We start from the raw sequence: 20,723 nt of genomic DNA on the forward strand, positions 1-20,723 counted from the left end.
GCCCCTTTCTTCGGAGCGCACAATGAACCGCTCAGCGGAGATCACGAGCACACCTCGGCGCATTCCTCCACATGGCAGGCAGGGCCACCGCAGACCATGCAGCACTTCACGACAGGCAGGCTGGGGTCGAAGTGTTCACGGAGGTTAGAGAAACCATCGGTCATGAGGCAAGCGCTTCGAGCTTCGCGAGGTCGAGTTTCGCGGCCGCCGACATCAGCGACCCGCACTCGTACTCGACGTCATCGACTTCGACATCGATGTAGGTGGTCTCGGGGCGCTTGATGGTCTTCTTGCCGACGACCACGGGAGTGCATACCTGCTCACGCGAAACCCAAACATCGACCTTGCACGTGCCGAGCTTCCCCGTGAACACCATGTACTGGCCTTTAAAATCCGTCTTCTTGTCCCACTTGCCGCCGATTCTCCTGACAGCATCAGCGGCTGTTGATGCATCCATCGCGTGGATACTGAAACGCGAATAACAGTCGCTGGGGAAAAGCACCGCCCCCCAGTCGTCCTGATTGGCTTCACGCCACTCGGCAAGAAACCGGAGATCGTCAAGGAAATTCTCGACCTCGTTTCGCTCGACCGGTTCATTGGTGATGAGGCTCATGATTTTGACCTTTCGGTTGAGTTTTGATGTGCGGCGATACCGGCGCAGAGGATGCAGGCGGCACCGCAAAGAAGAGTGAGCGAATCGACCACGATCACGGCCCGCCAAACGAACAAAACGAACAGGGCCAGAGTGCAAATTTTCATCATTCGGGCCACCCGTTCGTCATCGGGTCTGCGATACCGAGCCCGGTATCGTCTAGCCCCTGGTTGATGCGGTGGGCGGTGCGGTGGTCACGAACCCACGCGTTGACCGCAGCCTTCGATGACTCGTCAAAGCCGGTGTAAGTCGTGTTCGTGGAAACGTTCTCGAGTTCGCAGCCCACGCAGTACGCGCCCATCGTGCTTTCGGCAACATCCATTTCGCGTCTGATGTCAGGAAGCGCGCCCATCAGTACGCCGCCAACCGGCTCAGGCCGAACAGGCTAAACACCCAGAACACGACGACCACAACCGCCGCGAGAGTCAGCATCGGTCTCACTTGACCATCACCACCAACGCGACAACGCACGCCCAAAACAGCAACGAAACCACCACCGCGTTACCCACACCACGGAACACCCGAACCGTCTCAACATCAGGCGACATCCCAGGCGGGCGAGGATGGATCACGAGAGTAGAGGTGCGGTACTGGCCATGCACGGCGCGGATCACAAGACAACCTGCCCACGAATCCGCGCCCACGCACGCACCACGAGCGGGGCACGAACAGGCGGGACATCAACGGGCCACACAGCAGCAGCAGTTGCCCAGAACATCGGCTCATGCCGCAGCTCATCGACGGTCGGCTTGATCATTTTTGTAATCTCTTCGATACGGGTCATTTCGTGTTCCTTCTCAGGCGTGGGTGAACATTTTGGTGACCGCCGTGGCGACCGCTTCGGGGTTAGGGGTAGGCGATTCTGTGCCGGTGAGTTTCTTGAATAGGTCGATGACCTCCCACGCCAGCGACACCTTGTAATCGGAGGCGGAGTAGGTGGCGGAGTAGGTGGCGGAGGCGGCGTAGGCGGCGTAGGCGGCGGAGGCGTAGGCGGAGTAGGTGGCGTAGGCGTAGGCGGCGGCCGGCTTGTTCGCATCGATCGGATCGTCAGCCCAACGCTCGGCCGCCTCAATCCACCCGAGCGCCTCACCCGTCTCGTCAAGATGCAAAACTTTGCGGGCGGCAAGCACCGCGCACCTCACATACACAACCTGCAACTCAACTGCGGTCAGGGTGTGCGCTGTCGTGCCGACCGTTGCATGCCCCAGATCGAGAGCGATGATCGAATTCGCGGCCGACAACCGGCCATCAGAATCCGCGAGCCTGTCATTCACGACCTGCACAATCTGAGACAGCATCCGGTCAGAGCAGGCCGGGTAATCCGTGATCGTCGTGTCGCCGTTCTCCCAGCTCACTAAGTTCATCGCGCAACCCTTCCCGGAACCGGCCTCATGGCTGCCACGAGAGAGGGTCAGGGGCTCAAAAATGTTGTTCATTTCGTGTTCCTTCTTCTAGGTGAGTGCAGCGCCCGGAATTGAACCGGGAAAGAGCCTTTACTCCCGCCGCGCCTGACATGCCGCCGGATGACCCTTCACCCGAAAACGCAGCGTTATTGGCCGCAGCCCACTCAGCCCGAAAGCTTCGATAGGTTGACCGCGACCCGGCCAGGCTTGAAACTTCGCAGGGCTCTCACCTCCTGCTATCTCCCCGCCACGCGGGGGCATCCCGGGCCACAAAATACGACCCGAAACAGTCACTATGGAGTTATCAAAAAGCGGATTGAAGCTCCTTGGTAGGCGCGACAATTAGTGCCCCCCACCGGTCCGTGACTGGGAGGCTAAGAGGTTGGGTGATGACCGTGCGGGATGAGCCTGTTTGCACCGCACAGCCACCAAGCTGTTAGGGTGCCCCGGCCCCGTTACAGGCAGGGCCGGGACGCGGCGACGTAGGAGAGCCGCCGCCTACTCCTACGATTGGGGAATTGGCCTCAGGTGTAACAAGCACCCGAGCCGCAACCGTAGGAGAAGCGCATGAGCAACATGAGAAACCATGGAAACGAGTCTGTTCAGGCTGTGGCAGCGTTTCACACATGGCACTCGATAAGGACTTACAACCCAAACCAGCCTGGGATTGATCCTTGGATGCGTGACGTGCTCGTATCTCTTCAGGGCACTCTTCAGGTGCTTGCCCAGACCCAGAATGCTCTAGCAGAAGAAAGCGATCGGCAATCAAGCCGTCTAGACCAGATCGAGCGGTGGGTGCGTCAGCAGCAGTGATCGAATCGACCACAATCCGAAAACGGGTCGCAAGCTTATCCAGTTCGGCTAGAGCCTGCTCATATGAGGCAGGAGCGAAGGTGTCCCACGGTTCGTCGTTCATGCTGCGCGCGCCTGCTCGTGCTCGGCAGCCTTCGGCGGGAACCCGCCACCCTCAGCAGCAGCACCGAACGTTCCGAACCTCACCAGCACCGGCAACGCAGCATCGTACGACTCACGCCACACGTCATACGCGAGTTGGGCATTGCGGAGGTTCCGGTAGCGCACCGTGTCCATGTCGCGAAGATCAGATGCCGTCACATCACGCCACGCTTTACGACGGCCCGCGCCGAGCGTCACCACAACATCGAGGAGTTCGTCAGTGATCTCGAAAACGCCCTGACCTGTCGCAGCGACACGGAGAATCGCGTCGGCCTTCTTGCCGTCCGACTCATCCACCCGCATCAGCTCGGAACGGATGAACGTGTCCAGTTCGTACGTCAACCGGCCTGCCGAGATCTCGGTTGCGATCCTGGCACTGACGACCATGAACGTGTCTTGCCGCTCAGCGCCCTCAGGGCCAGCCTCAGCAGTCGCTTCCCGATACATGCGGGTCACGGTCTCTAGCCACTTCATCAGATCTCCCATTCGCGTGCGAGTTGTGTGATGCCGGCCGCGATGAGGCGCAACGTTTTTGCTGTCACCCGGTCGCGGTCAGCGGGTGAAACAGCATCCTTACCGCGCGGCCACCAGTCGCCTACGAGGCGTTCCCGGTACTCGGTGACATCGGTTTGCGCCATCGTGAAAACGGCTGCTGCGAAGTCCTGCGCGCCCCGCTCGGCGTTCTTCTGGTCTGCGTCCTCATGGGAGGGCGCGGCGGGCGCTGGGCGGGGTGCGGCTTGCGGGTACGACTTACCGTCGAGGCCAGTCACGCGGGCCGTGGGCTCGTCATAGACGATCTCGGCGGTGATGACCGTGCCGTCGGCGGGGTCGATCCAGACGGATGCCAGCGGCGGGCGCTCACGTTCGAATACTTGATGCGCAGGTGTTGCATTTGCAACACGTGCGATGTCGCGAGTCACGGTTGAGAAGTCAACGCCAACGATGGGGGCGATTGCCCGCGCCGAGAGTCCTTGATCGCTAAGCATCGTCACGACGTTCTGCCGTTCGAGGCGTTCGAGCTTCAGCGGGTTCTCGCCCAACGTTTCCGCCAGGTAAGCCGTCCACGATGCGTAGCCGAGCATCTGCCAGACGTTGCCGCTATGCGCTTCCTCAACGAGAGTCGCGAGGTTGTCAAGACCACGGCGGGCAGACTTCGCTGCCGACTGGATATCGAGCGTGAGACGCTGCGCCTCAACCTTCGAGAACATGCGTACGGCGAGAGTCACGATGCCACCGCCGCGGGGGTGGGAGATGAGAGCGCTTCTAGGTCGGCTCTGTTGTAGCGGCGGTGACCTGTGACTGGGAGTTTGAATGATCGGATGGTGCCAGCGTCTGCCATACGGGCTAACGTTTTGCTACTGACGAATGCGATCTTCACTCCCTCACGGGGAGGAACATATTCCTCAGTGTCATGTTCGGGCTTCGTTGTCATGTCAGCGACGCTACATGACAAATCGGCATAATCAGGATATTTGACCTATTTATTTGCCATGTTGTCCAATTTGTCGGTAAAGTGGCATGCATGAACAGACAAGCCAATCAGACAGAGATACTCGAACGAGACCTCGACATTGAGATCGGGCGTCGCGTACATCAGCGGATGTGGGAACAGCACATCAAGCAAACAGATCTTGCTGCATCTCTTGGGCTAGACCAGACAGCCGTTTCAAAAAAGAACCGCGGCAGTCAGTCATACAGCGTCAAGCAGCTAAAGGTGATTGCATTCAAACTTGATACTTCGGTCGCCTACCTAGTTGGCGAAACCAATGTCATTTCTCCGACCGATCCAGATGCAGTAGGCTCGTCCGTGGCATCAAGCCATGCCGCCTTAGCTCAGTCGGTAGAGCGATTCACTCGTAATGAATAGGTCATCAGTTCGATTCTGATAGGCGGCCCCAGTTCCAAGTGCAACGGAGATCTTCAATGACGCAGCCTGTTCGATGGGGAATTCTCGGCACCGGCGGCATTGCGTCGGCCTTCGCAACTGATCTCCTGGAAAACGGGTTCGAACTCCGGGCCGTCGGCTCGCGCTCGAACGACTCTGCGGCTGAGTTCGCCAGCCGCTTCGGTGATCCGGTCGCTCACGGCAGCTACGAGGCCCTCGCGGCCGATCCCGATGTCGATGCCATCTACGTGGCCACGCCCCACCCGTTCCATGAAGAGCACGCGCTGCTGGCCATCCGGGGCGGCAAGCACGTGCTGGTCGAGAAGCCGTTCACGCTGAACGAAGCACAGGCCAGCACGCTCGCCCGAGCGGCAGACGAGGCCGGTGTCGTTCTGCTCGAGGCCATGTGGACTCGTTTTCTGCCACACATGGTTCGCATTCGCGAGATCATCGCTGCGGGCACGCTCGGCGAGGTGCGCACGGTTCTTGCCGACCACAATCAGCTGCTCTCGGCTGACCCCGCGCACCGCATGAACAACCCTGCGCTCGGCGGGGGCGCGTTGCTCGACCTCGGCATCTACCCGATCTCGTTCGCCGTCGACATTCTCGGTCTGCCTACACGCGTTCTTGCCTCGTCGTCGCCCACCGCGACCGGTGTCGACCGCTCCACCGCCGTCATTCTCGAGCATGACGGGGGCGCCCAGTCGGTGCTCCACATGGCACTCGACACGGCGGGCCCCAACACCGCAGCGGTCATCGGAACAGCGGCCCGCATCGAGATCGACCGCACCTGGTACGCGCCCACGACGTTTCGCGTCATCGGGCCCGACCACACGATCATCGAAGAGTTCGAGCACTCGGTTCACTCACGAGGCATGCAGTACCAGGCCTGGGAACTCGAGCGACTCGTCGCCGCGGGCGATGGCGAGAGCCCGTTGCTTCCGGTCGGGCAGACCGTGGCCATCATGGGCGTTCTCGACGAGGTGCGTCGCCAGATCGGCCTCGTGTACCCCGGCGGGCTGTAACTCGCCGTTTTTGTAGCGCCGTCTTCTCTGTATCTCAGTAGCTCTGTAGCTCGGTGTTTCTGGGGCTTCAGAGCGGTCGATGATAAATTGACCGGATGCCCGACCGATCGCTGCTGCACCCACGCCGCCCACGCGACCGCCGTCGTGTGCGGGTGACCGGCTTCTGGGTGGCCTTCGGCGTTCTGGGCGCTCGCCTGCCTGGCCGGCGGAGCAGCCGTCGCGTCGAGCAGAGCCGAACTGGCGAATGACGAGTCGAAGTCAGAAGGAGCACACCGTGCACAAAGCACTGTTCATCATCGACGTTCAGAACGACTTCACTGAGGGGGGAGCGTTGGCTGTCGAGGGTGGAGGCGCCGTCGCCGACGGTATCTCGCGGCTGCTGGCCGATCATCCGGAGACCTACGACCTCGTCATCGCCTCGCGCGACTGGCATGACGCCGACAACGACAACGGCGGCCACTTCGCCAACGGGGCGGCGCCCGACTTCGTGACCACGTGGCCCGTGCACTGTGTCGCCGGAACCCGGGGTGCCGAGTACCACGACGCGCTCACCGTTGATCGCATCGACGTTCATGTGCGAAAGGGGCAGGGGCGGCCCGCGTACTCGATCTACGAGGGCACGACCATCGAGGGGGAATCCGTTCGCCGGATACTCGACGAGCGCGCCATCACCGACATCGACGTCGCGGGCCTTGCGACCGACTACTGCGTACGGGCTTCGGCGCTCGACGCGCTCGCGAACGGCCGGCACGTGCGCATCGTCACCGACCTCGTGGCCGGGGTGGGGGAGCAGTCGTCGGCAGACGCAGTGGCCGAGCTCGGGCTCGCGGGCGCCGAGCTGATCACGGCGGCCGAGGTCGACGGCGAGGGTGGCTCTGCGGTTGCCGCCGACATCGAGGCCGACATCGACGCCGACATCGACGCCGACAGTGACAGCGCCACCGACACCGCGGCCCACCCCACAAACGGCACCGCGTGAGCGACCCGCAGCTCATCGAAGTCACCGAGCTCAGCGACCCGCGCCTGGCCGACTACTCGCATCAGACCGATGTCGCACTGCGTAAGGCCCAGGGCACCGAGCACGGGCTCTACCTGGCCGAATCGGCGCTGGTGCTCGAGCGCGCGGTGCGGGCGGGGCATGTTCCGCGGTCGGTGCTGGCGCTCGGCGGCTCGGTTGACGACGCCGTGGCGGCTCTCGGGCCATGGGCGGGCTCGGTACCCATCTTCGTGGGCCCGGGCGAACTGCTGGCCGAGCTGACCGGCTACATTCTGCACCGCGGCATCATCGCCTCGATGAACTGCCCCGCGCTCGCCTCACCCGCCACGCTGCTTCAGGATGCCCGGTTGGTGGTGATTCTCGAGAACGTCGCCGACCCCACCAACGTGGGCGCCATCTTTCGGTCGGTCGCCGCCATTGGGGCAGATGCGGTTCTGGTGACGCCGAGGTGCTCCGATCCGTTCTATCGGCGCGCGATTCGCGTGAGCATGGGAACGGTGCTGCAGGTGCCGTGGGGTCGCTCGGGTGACTGGGCCGAGCTCGGGCCGCAGCTGCGGGAGAACGGGTTCGACGTGGCGGCGCTGGCGCTCACCGAGGGGGCGGTGTCGCTGCGCGACTTCGCGGCCGAGCGGCGGCGGGCCGCGGCCGCGGCTGCGGGCACCGGCGACGCTGGAGCACCGCGCCCGAAACTCGCCCTGGTGCTCGGGGCAGAGGGCGACGGTCTCACGCCCGAAGCGCTCGCCGCGGCCGACACCGTGGTGAGCATCCCGATGGCCCACGGCATCGATTCGTTGAACGTCGCCGCAGCGAGTGCGGTGGCGCTGTGGGCGGTTGCAGAGTGAGGCCCGCGCGTCGCTCAGGCCTCGCGAGACCGGATACCGTTAGTACCGACACATTCTTCGCGAAGGAGTACACCCGCTGATGGTGCCCGAAACGCCCGCATTCGCCGCCCGGCCGTTTGCGAACACCGACGCCGTGCGCCAGCCGAGCGACATCGGCCGCCTGAGCATTCAGTGCGCCGACCAGCCCGGCATCGTTGCCGCCGTGGCCGGTTTTCTCGCCGAGCACGGGGCGAACATCGTCGAGCTCGGGCAGTTCAGTACCGACTCAGAGAACGGCGAATTCTTTCAGCGCACCGTCTTTCACCTCGCCGGCCTCACCGACGCGCTGGCCGACCTCGAGCGCGACTTCGCCGTGCAGGTCGGTTCGCGGTTCGCCATGAAATACACCTTCACGAGCACAGCTACTCCGAAGCGCGTGGCCATCATGGTGTCGAAGTACGACCACTGTCTGCTCGAACTGCTGTGGCGCAACAAGCGTGGCGACCTCGACATGGAGATCACCGTGGTGGTCTCGAACCATCCCGACCTCGAGGCCGACGTGGCGAGTTTCGGCATTCCGTTCGTGTACATTCCGGTGACGAAAGACACGAAGGCCGAGGCCGAGTCGGCGCAGCTCGAGCTGCTGGCCGGCAAGGTCGACCTCGTGGTCATGGCCCGGTACATGCAGATTCTCTCCGCCGGGTTTCTGTTTAATGTCGGATGCCCGGTGATCAACATCCATCACTCGTTCCTGCCCGCGTTTGCCGGGGCAGGCCCGTATCTCAAGGCCAAAGAGCGCGGAGTGAAGCTCATCGGCGCCACCGCACACTATGCGACGGCCAACCTCGACGAGGGGCCCATCATCGAGCAAGACGTGGTTCGCGTCTCGCACCGTGACGGTGTCGGCGAGCTCGAGCGGCGGGGCGCAGAGGTCGAGCGCAGCGTGCTGGCGCGCGCGGTGCAGTGGCACTGCGAAGACCGCGTGATGACGTTCGGCAATTCCACCACCATCCTGTAGGAGCACCTCCATGACTGCCGTACTCATCGACGGAAAAGCTGTCGCCGCGCGCGTTCGCGCCACCCTGAAAGACGAGGTCGCGGCGTTCACGGCGGCCACGGGCATCCAACCGGGCCTCGCAACAGTGCTGGTGGGGGGCGACCCGGCCAGCGAGGTGTACGTGGCGAGCAAACGTAAATCGTCGGTGGCCGTGGGGCTGGCCGATTTGCACCAGCACCTGCCCGAAGACGCGACCCAGCAGCAGGTTGAAGAGCTTCTTCACCGCCTCGCAGCCGACCCGGCCGTCTCGGGCATTCTGTTGCAGCTGCCGGTGCCGGCGCATCTCGACGCGGCGCCGCTCATCGAGCTGATTCCGTTCGAGAAAGACGTCGACGGGCTCACCACCATGAGCGTGGGGCTGCTTGCGCAGAACAAGCCGGGGCTGCGGCCGTGCACGCCGTCGGGCGTGATCGAGCTGCTCGACGCGTACGACGTACCCATCGAGGGTGCGAATGTCGTGGTCATCGGCCGTTCGGAGCTGGTGGGCCGGCCTGTTGCGCAGCTGCTGGTGAACCGCAACGCGACGGTGACGATCACGCACTCGCGCACGAAAGACCTGGCAGCGGTGTGCCGTACTGCCGACATCATCGTGGCCGCGGTCGGAGTGAAAGGGCTGGTCACGGCCGACTTCGTCAAGTCGGGGGCTGCGGTGATCGACGTGGGAATCCACCGCGGGCCCGAGGGGCTCAGCGGCGATGTCGACTTCGCGCCGGCGGCCGAGGTGGCCGGGTTCATCACGCCCGTGCCCGGCGGTGTCGGCCCGATGACCATCGCCATGCTGCTCGGCAACACCCTGCGCGCCGCTCAGCTGCAGCACTCGCTCGCCTCCGCCTCCGCCTCCGCTTCCGCTTCCGCCTGACCGCACCTCCATCCACTCGGCGAAGTTTGCGGGTGTTGAGGTCTGGCACCCGCAAACTTCGCCGACTCGATGTGGGGTGTGCCGCGGTGGCCGGCGGAGGGGCGAGCGGGGGCGGCGAGACGGGGGCCGGGAGGTGGGGCCGGGAGGTGGGGTCAGACGAGCAGTTGGCGCTTGGCTAGCTCGCGGTAGAGGGGAGTCGAGACGACGAGTTCGGAGTGGGTGCCGACGCCGACGACCGATCCGTGGTCGAGCACGATGATCTGGTCGGAGTCGACCACGGTCGACAGCCGGTGCGCGATGACGATCAGCGTGCGGTTCTCGGCCACGGCATCGATGGCCTCCCGTAGCATCTGCTCGTTCAGCCCGTCGAGGCTCGAGGTCGACTCGTCGAGCAGCAGGATGGGCGGTGCAGCAAGCAGAGCCCGCGCAATGGCGAGACGCTGGCGTTCGCCGCCCGACAGCATGACGCCCTCTTCGCCGACCGGGGCATCCAGACCCTGCGGCGACCGCTCGAGCACCTCGAGCAGGTTCACCGCGCCGAGAACGGCCACGCACTGTTCGTCGGTTGCGTCGGGTGTGGCCAGCAGCAGGTTCGAGCGAATGCTTCCAGCCAGAACGGGCGCATCTTGCTCGACGTACCCGATCTGTGAGCGGAGTTCCCGCCGATCGAGCTGCCGAATGTCAACGCCGCCCACCCTGATCGCGCCGCCGGTCGGGTCATAGAACCGCTCGATCAGCGCGAGAATGGTGCTCTTGCCGGCACCCGAGGGCCCGACGAGCGCAATGCGCTTGCCCCGAGGCACCGCGAAGCTCACCCCGTGCAGCACCGCTGTGCTCTGGATGCCCGACCCCCCAGCGCCCGCCAGCAACGCCGTGCCCGGGCCTGACTTCGCGCCCCGCCCGTCTTTCGCGCCGTCACCGGGAGCAGCGCCTTCGGCGTAAGCGAACCGGACTTCGTCGAACTCGACCGCGATACTCGCGTCTCCGGGCGCGAAACCCGTGACGCGCGCGCCGGCGGCGGTGCCAGCGCCAGCCGCCGCGCCCGCGGCGCCCAGCGCCGCAGCCCCCGCCACCCCGCCGAGCGGCGCCTCGTCGCGGTCGAACTGCCCCTCGCTCGGCAGGTCGATGATCTCCTGGATGCGCCCGAGCGCCCCGAGCGCCGAGTTGACCGACGTGAACGCCCCGAAAGCCTGCCCGAGCGGCAAGATCATCATGAACAGAAAGAGGATGAACGACACCAGCGAGGCCACGCTGATGGCGCCGCTCGCGACGCGGTAGCCGCCCACGCCGATGACCGTGAGAAACGCGACCTGCAGGGCGATGCCTGAGACCGGTACGACGAGCGCCGAGATCTTGGCGACCTTGATGCCCATCAGCCACGCACCTTCGGCATCTTTCTCGACCGCAGCGACTTCACGCTCGGTGGCGTTGGCCGCACGCACGGTTCGCACGGCGCTGATGGCCCGCTCGACACTCGCGGCGAGGTCGCCGACCTTCTCCTGCGCCTGGCGGCTGGCCACCCGGATGCGCGCCGAGAGCAGCACGACCACGACAATGGAGACCCCCACCACGAGAACGGTGAGCCCGAGCAGCACGGGGTCGATGATGAGCATCGCGATGAGCGCACCCACGAAGGTGAGCGAGCCGCCGATGGCCTCGACCAGGCCCTGGGTGAGCACGGCCCGCAGCAGTGTGGTGTCAGAGCCGACTCGCGACACGAGGTCGCCGGTGCGCCGCGTGTCGAACTCCCTGATGGGTAGGTTCAGCATGCGCCCCACCAGCCGCCGGCGCGACGAGAGCACCACGCCTTCCCCCGTGCGCTGCAGCAGGTAGTGCTGAAAACCACTGATGAGACCGGAGACGACCACCAGAATGACCAGCAGCCAGACCAGGCCGCCGAGGCTCGACCCGGCCGTCACGAGCGAGATGACCTGGCTCACAAGCAGCGGTTGGGCGAGGCTCGCACCGGCCCCGAGAACGCTCAGCACGATGACGAGCGACAGCACCTTCTTGTGCTCGAACAGGTAGGGCAGCAGATCGCTGAACTTCGCGCGCGGGCCTTCGGGGTCGCGCCCGCGGCCCCTGCCCCGCCCGGTGCGGGTGGTTTCGGATGCCCGGGCCGAGCGGCCTCGTGCGGCGCCCGTGGCGCGTGGTTCAGTGGAGGAAGTCACCGGTACAGCTTATTTCGCCCCACTGACCTCGACCTGACCTCGAACCCCGGGCATCCGCACACCCACGCTCAGCGCAGCCAGACGGACCCGTTAGAGTTCAGCTGCCCGGCGTCGACCGCTGCGTCGTCACTGACGAGCAGCACCTCATGGTGCGAGGGCAGCTCGACGGGCTCTGCCCCGAGGTTCGCCAGAACCCGCACGCCGGCCACCGTGAAGTCGAGCGTGTCGCCGGTCGAGGCGTTGAACGAGAGCTCGGCGCGCCCGAGCTGCAACTCTCGCCGCAGCAGCAGGGCCCGGCGGTACAGCTCGAGGGTCGACAACGGATCGCCATCTTGACGGTCGGCAGCCAGCTCGCTGTACGAAGCCGGTTGCGGCAGCCAGGTCGAGCCAGACGGGCCGAAGCCGAACCCCGGCGCGTCGCCCTTCCACGGCAGCGGCACGCGGCATCCGTCGCGGCCGATGTCGACGCCGGCCGTGCGCCAGAAGTTCGGGTCTTGCCGAAGCTCTGCCTCGAGCGTGGTGTGCTCTGGCAGGCCGAGCTCTTCGCCCTGATAGAGATAGGCAGAACCTGGCAGCGCGAGCATCACCACCGTCGCCGCGCGGGCACGGGCGACGCCGAGTGCGCTGTCGGGCTGCTCGTCGGTCGCACTGATGCCCTTCGGCCACGCCGACGGGTCGCTCAGCCCGAAACGCGAGGCATGCCGCACCACGTCGTGGTTCGAGAGCACCCACGTGGTGGTCGCCCCCACCGCGCGGTTGGTCGCCAGCGCGCTCTGAATGGAGTCGCGCATGCGGCCCGCGTTCCACCCCACGGTCATGAAGTCGAAGTTGAAGGCCTGCTGCATCTCGTCGGCCCGCACGTACCGGCTGAGGCGCTCGGCCGGGGCGACCCACGCCTCTGCCACGAGCATGCGGTCGCCGTCGAACGCCTTCAGCACCTCGTTCCAGCCCCGGTAGATCTCGTGCACGTCGTCTTGATCCCACATGGGCCCGCGGTTGCCGCCGCCCTCGAGCATCTCGCCGGTGATGCCCTCGAAGTCGGGCAGTTCGTCGTGTTTGATCAGCCCGTGCGCCACGTCGACCCTGAAGCCGTCGACCCCGCGTTCGGCCCAGAACGCGAGGATGCTCTTGAATTCGTCGACGACCTCAGGGTTTCGCCAGTTCAGGTCGGGCTGCGACGTGTCGAACAGGTGCAGGTACCATTCACCCGACGCGTCGTTCACCCGGCTCCAGGCCGAACCGCCGAAGACCGAGCTCCAGTTGTTGGGCGGCAATTCGCCTGCCGCGCCGGTGCCGGTGCGGAACAGGTAACGAGCCCGTTCGGGGCTGCCGGAGGGAGATTCGAGCGCTTCGACGAACCACGGATGCGCGCTCGACGTGTGGTTCGGAACGATGTCGACGATCACCTTCAGCCCGAGCTCGTGGGCTGTCTGCAGCATGCGGTCGAAGTCGGCGAGCGTGCCGAAGAGTGGGTCGACGTCGCGATAGTCGGCCACGTCGTAGCCCCCGTCGGCCTGTGGCGAACGGTAGAACGGGGAGAGCCAGACCGCGTCGATGCCCAGTTCTGAGAGGTAGCCGAGACGTTCTTCAATTCCTCTCAGATCTCCCATTCCGTCGCCATCGCCGTCGGCGAACGATCGGGGGTACACCTGGTAGATGACGGCGTCGCGCCACCACTCGCCAGTGGTGAAACTACCCGTCGTGCCGGGCTGGGTGGGTGCCGTTTCGGCCACAGAGATTCTCCTTCGCATCACACATGAGTATAAATCAACTAAGCTGGCGGTAGAGACCTCACAGCTGGCGTACATGACAAGCGGTTGCCGCAAGCGCTTGCATTTGGTTTTGCCACCGTATAGGTTCTGTTCGCAAGGCGCAACAGAGCCTTCCTGACTCAACGAGGAGTTTCACAGTGCATGTATCAAGAGTGAGTGTCATCGTCGTAGGCATGGCGCTGATGGGCGCCACGCTCGTCGGCTGTTCATCCGGAGGCGGCAGCGGTTCGGGCGGCGGAGACGCGGCGAACAATCTCGACGGCGTCGGCCCCATCACCTACGTTCAGGGCAAAGACAACAGCAACGTCGTTCGGCCCATCATCGACAAGTGGAATGCCGCGCATCCCGACCAGGTGGTCACGTTCAAAGAGCAGAGCGACCAGGCCGACCAGCAGCACGACGACCTCGTGCAGCACTTCCAGGCCAAAGACGCCAACTACGATGTCGTCGACGTCGATGTGGTGTGGACGGCCGAGTTCGCCGCCAAGGGCTGGCTTCAGCCGTTGAAAGACAGTCTGGCCGTCGACACTTCGCTGCTTCTGAAGCCCACCATCGCCACGGCCACGTACAACAACACGCTCTATGCGGCACCGCAGACCTCCGACGGTGGCCTGCTGTACTACCGCAAAGACCTTGTGCCCACGCCACCCACCACGTGGGCAGACATGATGAAAGACTGCTCGATCGCCACGCAGAACGGCATCGGCTGCTACGCCGGCCAGTACGCGAAGTACGAGGGCCTCACGGTGAACGTGTCTGAGGCCATCAACACCGCCGGTGGCTCCATCGTGGGCACCGACGGCAAGACGCCAACGCTCAACACTCCCCAGGCGAAGGCAGGCCTGCAGAACCTCGTCGACGCGTACAAGAACGGCAACATTCCAGCCGACGCCATCACCTACCAGGAGGAGCAGGGTCGTACGGCCTTCGAAGCCGGGCAGCTGCTGTTCATGCGCAACTGGCCGTACGTGTACAACCTCGCCAAGACCGATGGCAGCTCGACCGTGAAAGACACGTTCGGCGTGGCACCCCTGCCCGGCATGACCGGAGTTGGTGCATCCACCCTCGGCGGCCACAACGCGGCGATCAGCGTCTACTCGGCTCACAAGAAGACCGCGCACGACTTTCTCGCGTTCCTCGAGAGCAGTGACACGCAGAGCTTCTTCTTGAGCCAGGGCTCGCTCGCCCCCGTGCTGTCGTCGCTCTACGACGACACGTCGCTGCAGGCGAAGTTCCCGTACCTCTCTACGCTGAAGGCTTCGATCTCGAGCGCCGTTCCGCGCCCCGTGACACCGTTCTACCCGGCCGTCACCAAGGCCGTGCAAGACAACGCCTACGCGGCCATCAAGGGAGACAAGACAGTCGACCAGGCCCTGACAGACATGCAAGCCGCCATTCAGACGGCCAGCACCGGCAACTAACGAACACTGCGCGTACGGGTGGGCGGCGAGGATGCCGCCCCACCCGTACGACCTACAGAACGGTGAAGGTGTCACATGTCCACAGCAACTGAAGTCGTCGGAGCCCCTGCGGGGGTTCCCCGCGCCCCGCGCACGGGCGCCAAGAAGAAACGCCGCGGCGAAACACGCGTGGCGATCTACCTCGTGGCGCCCACCCTCATTCTTCTCGCGGTGGTCATCGGGTACCCGGTGGTCAGCGCCATCATCATGTCGTTTCAGAAAGATGCCGGCCTCGACCCGGCAACCGGCCTGTTCGTGGCCGGGGGCTTCGCCGGTATCTCGAACTACGCGCACTGGATTCTGCAGCAGTGCCTCGATACGTCGGGCAATACCATCTCGTGCCCGCCCGGCAACCTGGGCTCGCAGTTCTGGAACGCCACTGGTGTGACGTTCTTCTTCGCCGTCGTGACAGTTGCGCTCGAGACGGCCTTCGGCGTCTGGATGGCCATCATCATGAACCGCACCTTCCGGGGTCGCGGCCTCGTGCGTGCGGCCATTCTCGTGCCATGGGCCATTCCCACAGCCGTCACGGCGAAGCTGTGGTTCTTCATCTTCGCCACGAGCGGCATTGCGAACGCGCTGCTGCAGACACAGATTCTGTGGACGAGCGATGAATGGGCATCCCGATTCGCCATCATCATCGCCGACACGTGGAAGACCACGCCGTTCATGGCCCTGCTCATTCTGGCCGGGCTGCAGATCATTCCCGAAGACGTCTACGAGGCCGCCAAGATGGATGGCGCGACGACGTTTCAGCAGTTCTGGCGCATCACGCTTCCGCTCATCCGCCCGGCACTCATGGTGGCGGTGCTGTTTCGCATTCTCGACGCCCTGCGCATCTACGACCTGCCCGCCATTCTCACCGGCGGCGGAGGTGGTACAGGCAATGCCACGACGACCCTCTCGATTCTGGTCGTCGACCAGATCAGGCAAGGGTTCAACAGTGCATCCGCCCTCTCGACCATCACCTTCATCATCATCTTCATCGTGGCCTTCATCTTCGTTCGCGTGCTCGGCACGAATGTCGTGCGCACGCAGCAGGCCCAGCAAAAGGGAGCAGCAAAATGAGCGCCATCGCAGCAACCGCCACGCGCACCGTCGCCCGTGACCGAGCCGTGGCCGCGGTCGACACACGCGCCATCGCCATGAAGCGGCGAGGCCGCGGCAGGGGAATCCGCACCGGTATCAGCGCCGCCGTCATTGTGCTCTGGTGCCTGGCGCCGTTCTACTGGATGATCGTCACCGCATTCCGCGACGTGGGCTACACCTACGACACTGCGTTCTGGCCCACGCACGTGACCTTCGACAACTTCACCACCGCCTTCTCGACGCAGCTCGGCAACCACCTCGGCAAGGCGCTTCTGAACAGCCTCTTCATCGGGGTGTGTGTCACCGCCATCGCCCTCATCATCGGAATCTTCGCTGCGTATGCCCTCGCGCGACTCGATTTTCGATTCAAGGGCATTCTGCTGGGCGTCATTCTGGGGGCCTCGATGTTTCCGGGTGTTGCTCTCATCACACCGCTCTTCCAGCTCTTCACGAACATCGGGTGGATGGGCAGCTACCAGGCGCTCATCCTTCCGAGCATCTCGTTCGTGCTGCCGCTGACGGTCTACACGCTCACCTCGTTCTTCAGGGAGATGCCGTGGGATCTCGAAGAGGCGGCCCGCATCGACGGGTGCACGCAGGCGCAGGCGTTCCGCAAGATCATCCTGCCGCTGGCAGCCCCAGCCGTGTTCACCACCGCGATTCTGGCGTTCATCTCCTCCTGGAACGAGTACCTCATCTCAAGCCAGCTCTCAAGCGATGCCACTCAACCCGTCACCGTTGCCATCGCGAGCTTCGCGGGCAGCCAGCCCCATCAGGAGCCGTACACCACGGTCATGGCGGCCGGAACGATCGTGACGATTCCCCTCGTGATACTCGTGCTCATCTTTCAGAGGCGCATCGTGGCCGGTCTGACCGCGGGCGGCGTGAAGGGATGAATTTCCTCAGCCCCAGCCGGCAGGAGGCCATCGACATCGCCATCGGCATTCTCGGCTTCTTCGCACTGGCATTCTTCGTCATCACTGTTGTGGCAGAGTTGACGGGAACGGCCGCTCTCGGCTGGGCGCTGACGCTTCTTGTACTCGTTCTCCTGCTCGCCGGTCTGCTTCGGCTGCGCACCCGAGTGGCACGGCAACTGCGCGATGACGAGGCAGCCTCCGCCGAATTGCGTGAGTGAGGTGAACTTCAGTTGTGACGAGCATCGACGATGTGGCTCGGGCCACGGGTGTTTCGACTGCAACGGTCTCGCGGGCTCTGCGTGGGCTCGCCAACGTCTCTGAGCCCACCCGTCTACGGGTGCAGGCGAAGGCCGACGAGCTCGGCTATGTCGCCTCGCTGACGGCCTCGGGTCTCGCCACCGGGCGCACGCTCACCATGGGCGTGGTGGTGCCGTCGGTGAGTCGTTGGTTCTACACAACGGTGCTCGAGGGCATCGATGTCGTGCTCCGTGCGGCGAACTACGATCTGATGCTCTACAACCTGGCGAGCCGGTCGGGGGATCGCGAGCGGGTCTTTCACCGGTCGATCCTTCGCAAACGAACTGACGCACTCATCGCGCTCTGCATGGAGTTCACCGAGCCCGAACGCGAGCAACTGCTGTCTCTCGGGCATCCGGCACTCGTCATCGGCGGCCCGGTGAAAGGCATGCGCCACATCGGCATCGACGAACGCGGCGCCGGTCGCACGGCCACCGAACATCTCATCGAGCTCGGCCACACCGCCATCGCGCACCTGGGGGGCGACGACGACGAGGGCATGAACCGTCGTGTGCCGTTGACCCGACGACTGGGCTACCGAGATGCAATGGGGTCGGCCGGTCTGCCTGTCAGAAACGAATGGATGCTCTCGGGCCGCTTCTCGTTGGCCATCAGCCGCGCGGTCGTGACAGAACTGCTGAGGCGCCCGGGTGAACGCCCGACCGCCATTGTGGCGAACTCCGACGAAATGGCCATCGGTGCAATTCTCGCGGCGGCAGACTGCGGTATTTCGGTGCCGAGCCAACTCTCGGTGGTCGGTGTCGACAACCACGACCTCGCCGTGTCGTTCGGGCTCACGACCATTGCGCAAGACCCGTACGAGCAAGGTCGGCTCGCGGCGAGCATGCTGCTCGACGAACTCGGCGGTGCACCGGCGCGCAAGTCGTCGGTACGGGCTCCGTCGTCGCTGCTGGTGCGCACCAGCACGGCTCCACCGGTCAGGCGCTGAGCGCGGCGGCGGGCGCCATTCGCCGCCCGCTGCCGTAGCGCGCTAGATTCGCACCCTCGACTCCGACGCGCAGAGGTCACTAACCTCGGGAAACAAGTTTCACGACGTGTGCAAAGGTCTCCACCAGAGTGGGTGCTTTGATATCAAGGCGCCTCCGCGCAAAGCCAACGACGTCTACCGAATTCTTCTCGGAGATTTTCACGAGCGGATGGCCGTCTTGAATTACTACCCAGCGTGATTCGGCCACAGAGTCCTGCCTTCGGAATTCACAGCCTCGACCAGCTCGTCATAGCCGCCGACATTCACAACTGGCCGATCCGGCAGCGACTTGTCAACTGGTACGTATTGCGCAAACCTGCGCGGCATGCCCGGGGGAAGCTGCTGACGCGGGCCGCGGTCGTCGCCAAGAGATCTCATTCATCAACGCTAATCCGGGCGAACCTCAATGCGATCCCGGATGCGTCTGAAGCGTGTGGCGGCTTCACTCCGGCAGCAGCCGTAGCGAGCGCAGGGTCGAGGGTGAGGCGGCTTTTCGTGAGGATGTCGAGGCCGAGATAGCGGCGGCCCTCGACCCATTCATCGGTCTGCTCGGCAAGTACCGCGCCGACGAGGCGGATGATCGCGTCGCGGTTCGGGAAGATCCCAACGAAGTCGGTACGGCGCCGGATCTCACGATATCTTTGCGCTCCTCTATGGCCGAGCAATTGCGTGGTGGGGTAGTTGGCAGTCAGCCGAAGCTCCCTGACAGTCGTGAATGGCTACGTGAGATAGTCGCCCTGGGCGAGGTCAGCAAGCAGGCTTTCGTGGGTGGGGCTCCAGCCCAGGAGTTGCTGCGTGCGAGCGCTGGAAACCGGGGCGTCCGCCCCATATAGAGCGGCCATGAATGGGCTGATGTAGTGCGCCGCCGCCTCGTCGGGAGTCAACGACATCGTCGGAACGCTGAGTCCCGCGGCGATGGTTTGGGCGATGTCGAAGAAAGAGACATTCTCCGCGACGGCGTGCAAAACGCTCCCCGCGGGAGCGCTTTCGACCGCGAGCCGGTAGAGCTGCGCCGCGTCGCTGCGGTGGACCGCCGGCCACCGGTTCGATCCGCTTCCCACGTACGCCGACACACCTGTTTCTTTTGCCGTGCTGATGAGCATGGGCATGAACCCATGATCACTCGGGCCATGAACGGTGGGCGCGAGGCGCAGCACGATCGCACGCACGCCTCGATCGGCGAACGCCAGGCACGCGTCCTCGCTGGCGAGTCGAGCAGCAGCAGCGCCGTCACGGTCGGGCTTGTCCTCCTCGCACGTCTCTCGCCCATGCGGCAGAACGAGCGTGCCGGAGGTCACGACGAACGGTTTGTTCGAGTTCTCGAGCGCGTCTCCTATTGCTGTGATCGCGTTCACTTCACGGCGGATCATCGATTCAGGGTCGGCGTAGTCCCCGCCGTAGGCCATGTGCACGATTCCATCGGCTGCGCCCGCGGCAGTCGCCAAGACATCGAGATCTTCCAGGGATCCTCCTACCGGTTCGGCGCCGAGCTTCTCGAGGACACCTATGGACGCATCCGAACGCGCTAAACCGCTGACAGTGTGTCCGGCACGGATCAGCTCCGTGACGATGGCAGGACCGGTTTGCCCAGACCCTCCGGTGATGAAAATTCTCATGAGATCGCCCCTTCAAACCACGTGGCATCGTTGCGCCACAATGTGACACTACGTTATGTCAGCATCTGGCGCAACGTCGGGTATCGCGGTAGGCTCGGAGCATGCCGCGAAGTGGACTCGAAGCCCGCCGACGTCTTCAACAGGCAGCTCTGGAGCTATACGCCGAACGGGGATACGACAGCACGACTGCTGCCGACATCGCTGATCGGGCGGGCGTGAATCAACGGACGTTCTTTCGTCACTTTCCGGATAAGCGCGAGGTACTCTTCGGTGGTCAAGACGATCTCCATCAGTCCTTGATCGCTTCTGTCATCGCCGAACCGGACGGTACGCCACCCGTGGACGTTCTCCGGAACGCGCTCCTTGCTTCGACTCATGTCTTAGAAGACAACAAGGAAGCGGGTGCGACTCGGCTTCGCATCATCGCCGAGACTCCCGCCTTGCTCGAGAGAGACCTCGCTAAGGGGGCCGCTATGGCATCAGCCCTCGCGGATGCCCTTTGCGGCCGCGGAGAGACACGAGACGCTGCCGATCTCGTTGGAGCGGTCTGCTGGGCGACCTTCCATCACGCCGCAGCTCAATGGATCGCCACTCCCGGACGCACCCTCGACAGCTTCGTCACGGACGCATTCGACCTCCTCTCTTCAAGCGTCAACCGCTCAGCAAGATCCGTCTTATAGTCGAACGTTCACGAGAGAGTCTTGGCAATAGCGGTCCTGTCGATTCGACGTGACATAGCCGCCGCGGCAAGCCAGTTTCC

22 protein-coding genes, 1 tRNA gene and 2 pseudogenes are annotated in these 20,723 nt (G+C 64.2%); 15 read left to right on the forward strand and 10 right to left on the reverse strand.

Annotated features, from left to right (window positions below):
• Positions 1–160: 160 nt before the first annotated feature.
• The 4 genes from D4765_RS13635 to D4765_RS19485 form a co-directional block, all read right to left on the reverse strand.
• Complete coding sequence (locus D4765_RS13635) at positions 161–613, reverse strand: hypothetical protein (RefSeq protein WP_136642855.1); 453 nt, start codon at positions 611–613, stop codon at positions 161–163.
• Positions 614–758: 145 nt separating this feature from the next.
• Complete coding sequence (locus D4765_RS13640; protein ID WP_136642856.1) at positions 759–1,004, reverse strand: hypothetical protein; 246 nt, start codon at positions 1,002–1,004, stop codon at positions 759–761.
• Positions 1,005–1,262: 258 nt separating this feature from the next.
• Positions 1,263–1,436, reverse strand: coding sequence for a hypothetical protein (locus D4765_RS19335; RefSeq protein ID WP_162501134.1), 174 nt, complete (start codon positions 1,434–1,436; stop codon positions 1,263–1,265).
• A gap of 13 nt (positions 1,437–1,449) precedes the next feature.
• Positions 1,450–2,016 carry a hypothetical protein gene (locus tag D4765_RS19485; RefSeq protein ID WP_201799322.1) on the reverse strand — a complete coding sequence of 189 codons (567 nt, stop codon included), beginning with the start codon at positions 2,014–2,016 and terminating at the stop codon, positions 1,450–1,452.
• 606 nt (positions 2,017–2,622) lie between these two features.
• Between D4765_RS19485 and D4765_RS13650 the strand changes: the two genes are divergently transcribed.
• The gene (locus tag D4765_RS13650; RefSeq protein WP_136642857.1) at positions 2,623–2,868 is read left to right on the forward strand and encodes a hypothetical protein; all 246 of its coding nucleotides are present in this window, start codon (positions 2,623–2,625) and stop codon (positions 2,866–2,868) included.
• 99 nt (positions 2,869–2,967) lie between these two features.
• Here the strand turns inward: D4765_RS13650 and D4765_RS13655 are convergent, their stop codons facing one another.
• Positions 2,968–3,483 carry a hypothetical protein gene (locus D4765_RS13655; RefSeq protein WP_136642858.1) on the reverse strand — a complete coding sequence of 172 codons (516 nt, stop codon included), beginning with the start codon at positions 3,481–3,483 and terminating at the stop codon, positions 2,968–2,970.
• A complete protein-coding gene (locus D4765_RS13660; protein ID WP_136642859.1) occupies positions 3,483–4,235 on the reverse strand; it encodes a helix-turn-helix domain-containing protein in 753 nt (250 codons plus the stop codon). The genes D4765_RS13655 and D4765_RS13660 overlap by 1 nt, the downstream gene beginning before the upstream one ends.
• 374 nt (positions 4,236–4,609) lie before the next feature.
• On the opposite strand from D4765_RS13660, the gene D4765_RS20175 reads away from it, so the two are divergent.
• The 8 genes and pseudogenes from D4765_RS20175 (at position 4,610) to folD (ending at position 9,653) form a co-directional block, all read left to right on the forward strand.
• Positions 4,610–4,876, forward strand: coding sequence for a helix-turn-helix domain-containing protein (locus D4765_RS20175; protein WP_420824538.1), 267 nt, complete (start codon positions 4,610–4,612; stop codon positions 4,874–4,876).
• Positions 4,832–4,907 (forward strand) — tRNA-Thr (locus D4765_RS13670). Before D4765_RS20175 ends, D4765_RS13670 begins: the two co-directional genes overlap by 45 nt.
• A gap of 25 nt (positions 4,908–4,932) precedes the next feature.
• Positions 4,933–5,919, forward strand: a complete 987-nt coding sequence (locus tag D4765_RS13675) for a Gfo/Idh/MocA family protein (protein WP_136642860.1) — start codon at positions 4,933–4,935, stop codon at positions 5,917–5,919.
• A gap of 95 nt (positions 5,920–6,014) precedes the next feature.
• A complete protein-coding gene (locus D4765_RS19250) occupies positions 6,015–6,167 on the forward strand; it encodes a hypothetical protein (protein ID WP_161580449.1) in 153 nt (50 codons plus the stop codon).
• Between the two features lie 26 nt (positions 6,168–6,193).
• Positions 6,194–6,772, forward strand: a pseudogene (locus tag D4765_RS13680) (isochorismatase family protein); the annotation flags it as partial.
• A gap of 122 nt (positions 6,773–6,894) precedes the next feature.
• The gene (locus D4765_RS13685) at positions 6,895–7,758 is read left to right on the forward strand and encodes a TrmH family RNA methyltransferase (RefSeq protein ID WP_136642862.1); all 864 of its coding nucleotides are present in this window, start codon (positions 6,895–6,897) and stop codon (positions 7,756–7,758) included.
• A gap of 79 nt (positions 7,759–7,837) precedes the next feature.
• Complete coding sequence (purU, locus tag D4765_RS13690) at positions 7,838–8,755, forward strand: formyltetrahydrofolate deformylase (RefSeq protein WP_136642863.1); 918 nt, start codon at positions 7,838–7,840, stop codon at positions 8,753–8,755.
• A gap of 10 nt (positions 8,756–8,765) precedes the next feature.
• Positions 8,766–9,653, forward strand: a complete 888-nt coding sequence (gene folD / locus D4765_RS13695) for a bifunctional methylenetetrahydrofolate dehydrogenase/methenyltetrahydrofolate cyclohydrolase FolD (RefSeq protein WP_136642864.1) — start codon at positions 8,766–8,768, stop codon at positions 9,651–9,653.
• 152 nt (positions 9,654–9,805) lie between these two features.
• Here folD and D4765_RS13700 read toward each other — a convergent pair whose 3' ends face one another.
• Complete coding sequence (locus D4765_RS13700) at positions 9,806–11,824, reverse strand: ABC transporter ATP-binding protein (RefSeq protein WP_136642865.1); 2,019 nt, start codon at positions 11,822–11,824, stop codon at positions 9,806–9,808.
• A 68-nt stretch (positions 11,825–11,892) separates the two neighbouring features.
• The gene (locus tag D4765_RS13705) at positions 11,893–13,575 is read right to left on the reverse strand and encodes a glycoside hydrolase family 13 protein (RefSeq protein ID WP_136642866.1); all 1,683 of its coding nucleotides are present in this window, start codon (positions 13,573–13,575) and stop codon (positions 11,893–11,895) included.
• A gap of 194 nt (positions 13,576–13,769) precedes the next feature.
• Between D4765_RS13705 and D4765_RS13710 the strand changes: the two genes are divergently transcribed.
• The 5 genes from D4765_RS13710 to D4765_RS13730 all read left to right on the forward strand — a co-directional run bounded on the left by D4765_RS13710 (position 13,770) and on the right by D4765_RS13730 (position 18,308).
• Complete coding sequence (locus D4765_RS13710) at positions 13,770–15,017, forward strand: ABC transporter substrate-binding protein (protein ID WP_136642892.1); 1,248 nt, start codon at positions 13,770–13,772, stop codon at positions 15,015–15,017.
• Positions 15,018–15,092: 75 nt separating this feature from the next.
• Positions 15,093–16,124 (forward strand): carbohydrate ABC transporter permease, encoded by a 1,032-nt coding sequence (locus D4765_RS13715; RefSeq protein WP_136642867.1) that lies wholly within the window; start codon positions 15,093–15,095, stop codon positions 16,122–16,124.
• A 77-nt stretch (positions 16,125–16,201) separates the two neighbouring features.
• Complete coding sequence (locus D4765_RS13720) at positions 16,202–17,041, forward strand: carbohydrate ABC transporter permease (protein ID WP_136642893.1); 840 nt, start codon at positions 16,202–16,204, stop codon at positions 17,039–17,041.
• Positions 17,038–17,280: a hypothetical protein gene (locus D4765_RS13725; RefSeq protein ID WP_136642868.1), complete on the forward strand. Its 243-nt coding sequence runs from the start codon at positions 17,038–17,040 to the stop codon at positions 17,278–17,280. Before D4765_RS13720 ends, D4765_RS13725 begins: the two co-directional genes overlap by 4 nt.
• Positions 17,281–17,294: 14 nt before the next feature.
• Positions 17,295–18,308 carry a LacI family DNA-binding transcriptional regulator gene (locus tag D4765_RS13730; protein WP_136642869.1) on the forward strand — a complete coding sequence of 338 codons (1,014 nt, stop codon included), beginning with the start codon at positions 17,295–17,297 and terminating at the stop codon, positions 18,306–18,308.
• 413 nt (positions 18,309–18,721) lie between these two features.
• Here D4765_RS13730 and D4765_RS19740 read toward each other — a convergent pair.
• Positions 18,722–18,982, reverse strand: a pseudogene (locus tag D4765_RS19740) (transposase); the annotation flags it as partial.
• 84 nt (positions 18,983–19,066) lie between these two features.
• Positions 19,067–19,963 (reverse strand): SDR family oxidoreductase, encoded by an 897-nt coding sequence (locus D4765_RS13740; RefSeq protein WP_136642870.1) that lies wholly within the window; start codon positions 19,961–19,963, stop codon positions 19,067–19,069.
• Between the two features lie 197 nt (positions 19,964–20,160).
• Here D4765_RS13740 and D4765_RS20040 point away from each other — a divergent pair, with 197 nt between their 5' ends.
• Positions 20,161–20,643: a TetR/AcrR family transcriptional regulator gene (locus D4765_RS20040; protein WP_338054640.1), complete on the forward strand. Its 483-nt coding sequence runs from the start codon at positions 20,161–20,163 to the stop codon at positions 20,641–20,643.
• Positions 20,644–20,723: the final 80 nt, after the last annotated feature.

The organism is Subtercola vilae, assembly GCF_004923255.1.
GTDB lineage: Bacteria > Actinomycetota > Actinomycetes > Actinomycetales > Microbacteriaceae > Subtercola > Subtercola vilae.

Bases quoted from the DNA above. Each gene is read 5' to 3' on its own strand.
- D4765_RS19250 (WP_161580449.1), top strand. From the start codon at position 6,015: ATGCCCGACCGATCGCTGCTGCACCCACGCCGCCCACGCGACCGCCGT.
- D4765_RS19485 (WP_201799322.1), bottom strand. From the start codon at position 2,016: ATGAACTTAGTGAGCTGGGAGAACGGCGACACGACGATCACGGATTAC.
- D4765_RS13635 (WP_136642855.1), bottom strand. From the start codon at position 613: ATGAGCCTCATCACCAATGAACCGGTCGAGCGAAACGAGGTCGAGAAT.
- D4765_RS13640 (WP_136642856.1), bottom strand. From the start codon at position 1,004: ATGGGCGCGCTTCCTGACATCAGACGCGAAATGGATGTTGCCGAAAGC.
- D4765_RS13655 (WP_136642858.1), bottom strand. From the start codon at position 3,483: ATGAAGTGGCTAGAGACCGTGACCCGCATGTATCGGGAAGCGACTGCT.
- folD (WP_136642864.1), top strand. From the start codon at position 8,766: ATGACTGCCGTACTCATCGACGGAAAAGCTGTCGCCGCGCGCGTTCGC.
- D4765_RS13675 (WP_136642860.1), top strand. From the start codon at position 4,933: ATGACGCAGCCTGTTCGATGGGGAATTCTCGGCACCGGCGGCATTGCG.
- D4765_RS13740 (WP_136642870.1), bottom strand. From the start codon at position 19,963: ATGAGAATTTTCATCACCGGAGGGTCTGGGCAAACCGGTCCTGCCATC.
- D4765_RS13650 (WP_136642857.1), top strand. From the start codon at position 2,623: ATGAGCAACATGAGAAACCATGGAAACGAGTCTGTTCAGGCTGTGGCA.
- D4765_RS13705 (WP_136642866.1), bottom strand. From the start codon at position 13,575: ATGCGAAGGAGAATCTCTGTGGCCGAAACGGCACCCACCCAGCCCGGC.
- D4765_RS20175 (WP_420824538.1), top strand. From the start codon at position 4,610: ATGTGGGAACAGCACATCAAGCAAACAGATCTTGCTGCATCTCTTGGG.
- D4765_RS13715 (WP_136642867.1), top strand. From the start codon at position 15,093: ATGTCCACAGCAACTGAAGTCGTCGGAGCCCCTGCGGGGGTTCCCCGC.
- D4765_RS13725 (WP_136642868.1), top strand. From the start codon at position 17,038: ATGAATTTCCTCAGCCCCAGCCGGCAGGAGGCCATCGACATCGCCATC.
- D4765_RS13720 (WP_136642893.1), top strand. From the start codon at position 16,202: ATGAAGCGGCGAGGCCGCGGCAGGGGAATCCGCACCGGTATCAGCGCC.
- D4765_RS13710 (WP_136642892.1), top strand. From the start codon at position 13,770: ATGGCGCTGATGGGCGCCACGCTCGTCGGCTGTTCATCCGGAGGCGGC.
- D4765_RS19335 (WP_162501134.1), bottom strand. From the start codon at position 1,436: ATGACCCGTATCGAAGAGATTACAAAAATGATCAAGCCGACCGTCGAT.
- purU (WP_136642863.1), top strand. From the start codon at position 7,838: ATGGTGCCCGAAACGCCCGCATTCGCCGCCCGGCCGTTTGCGAACACC.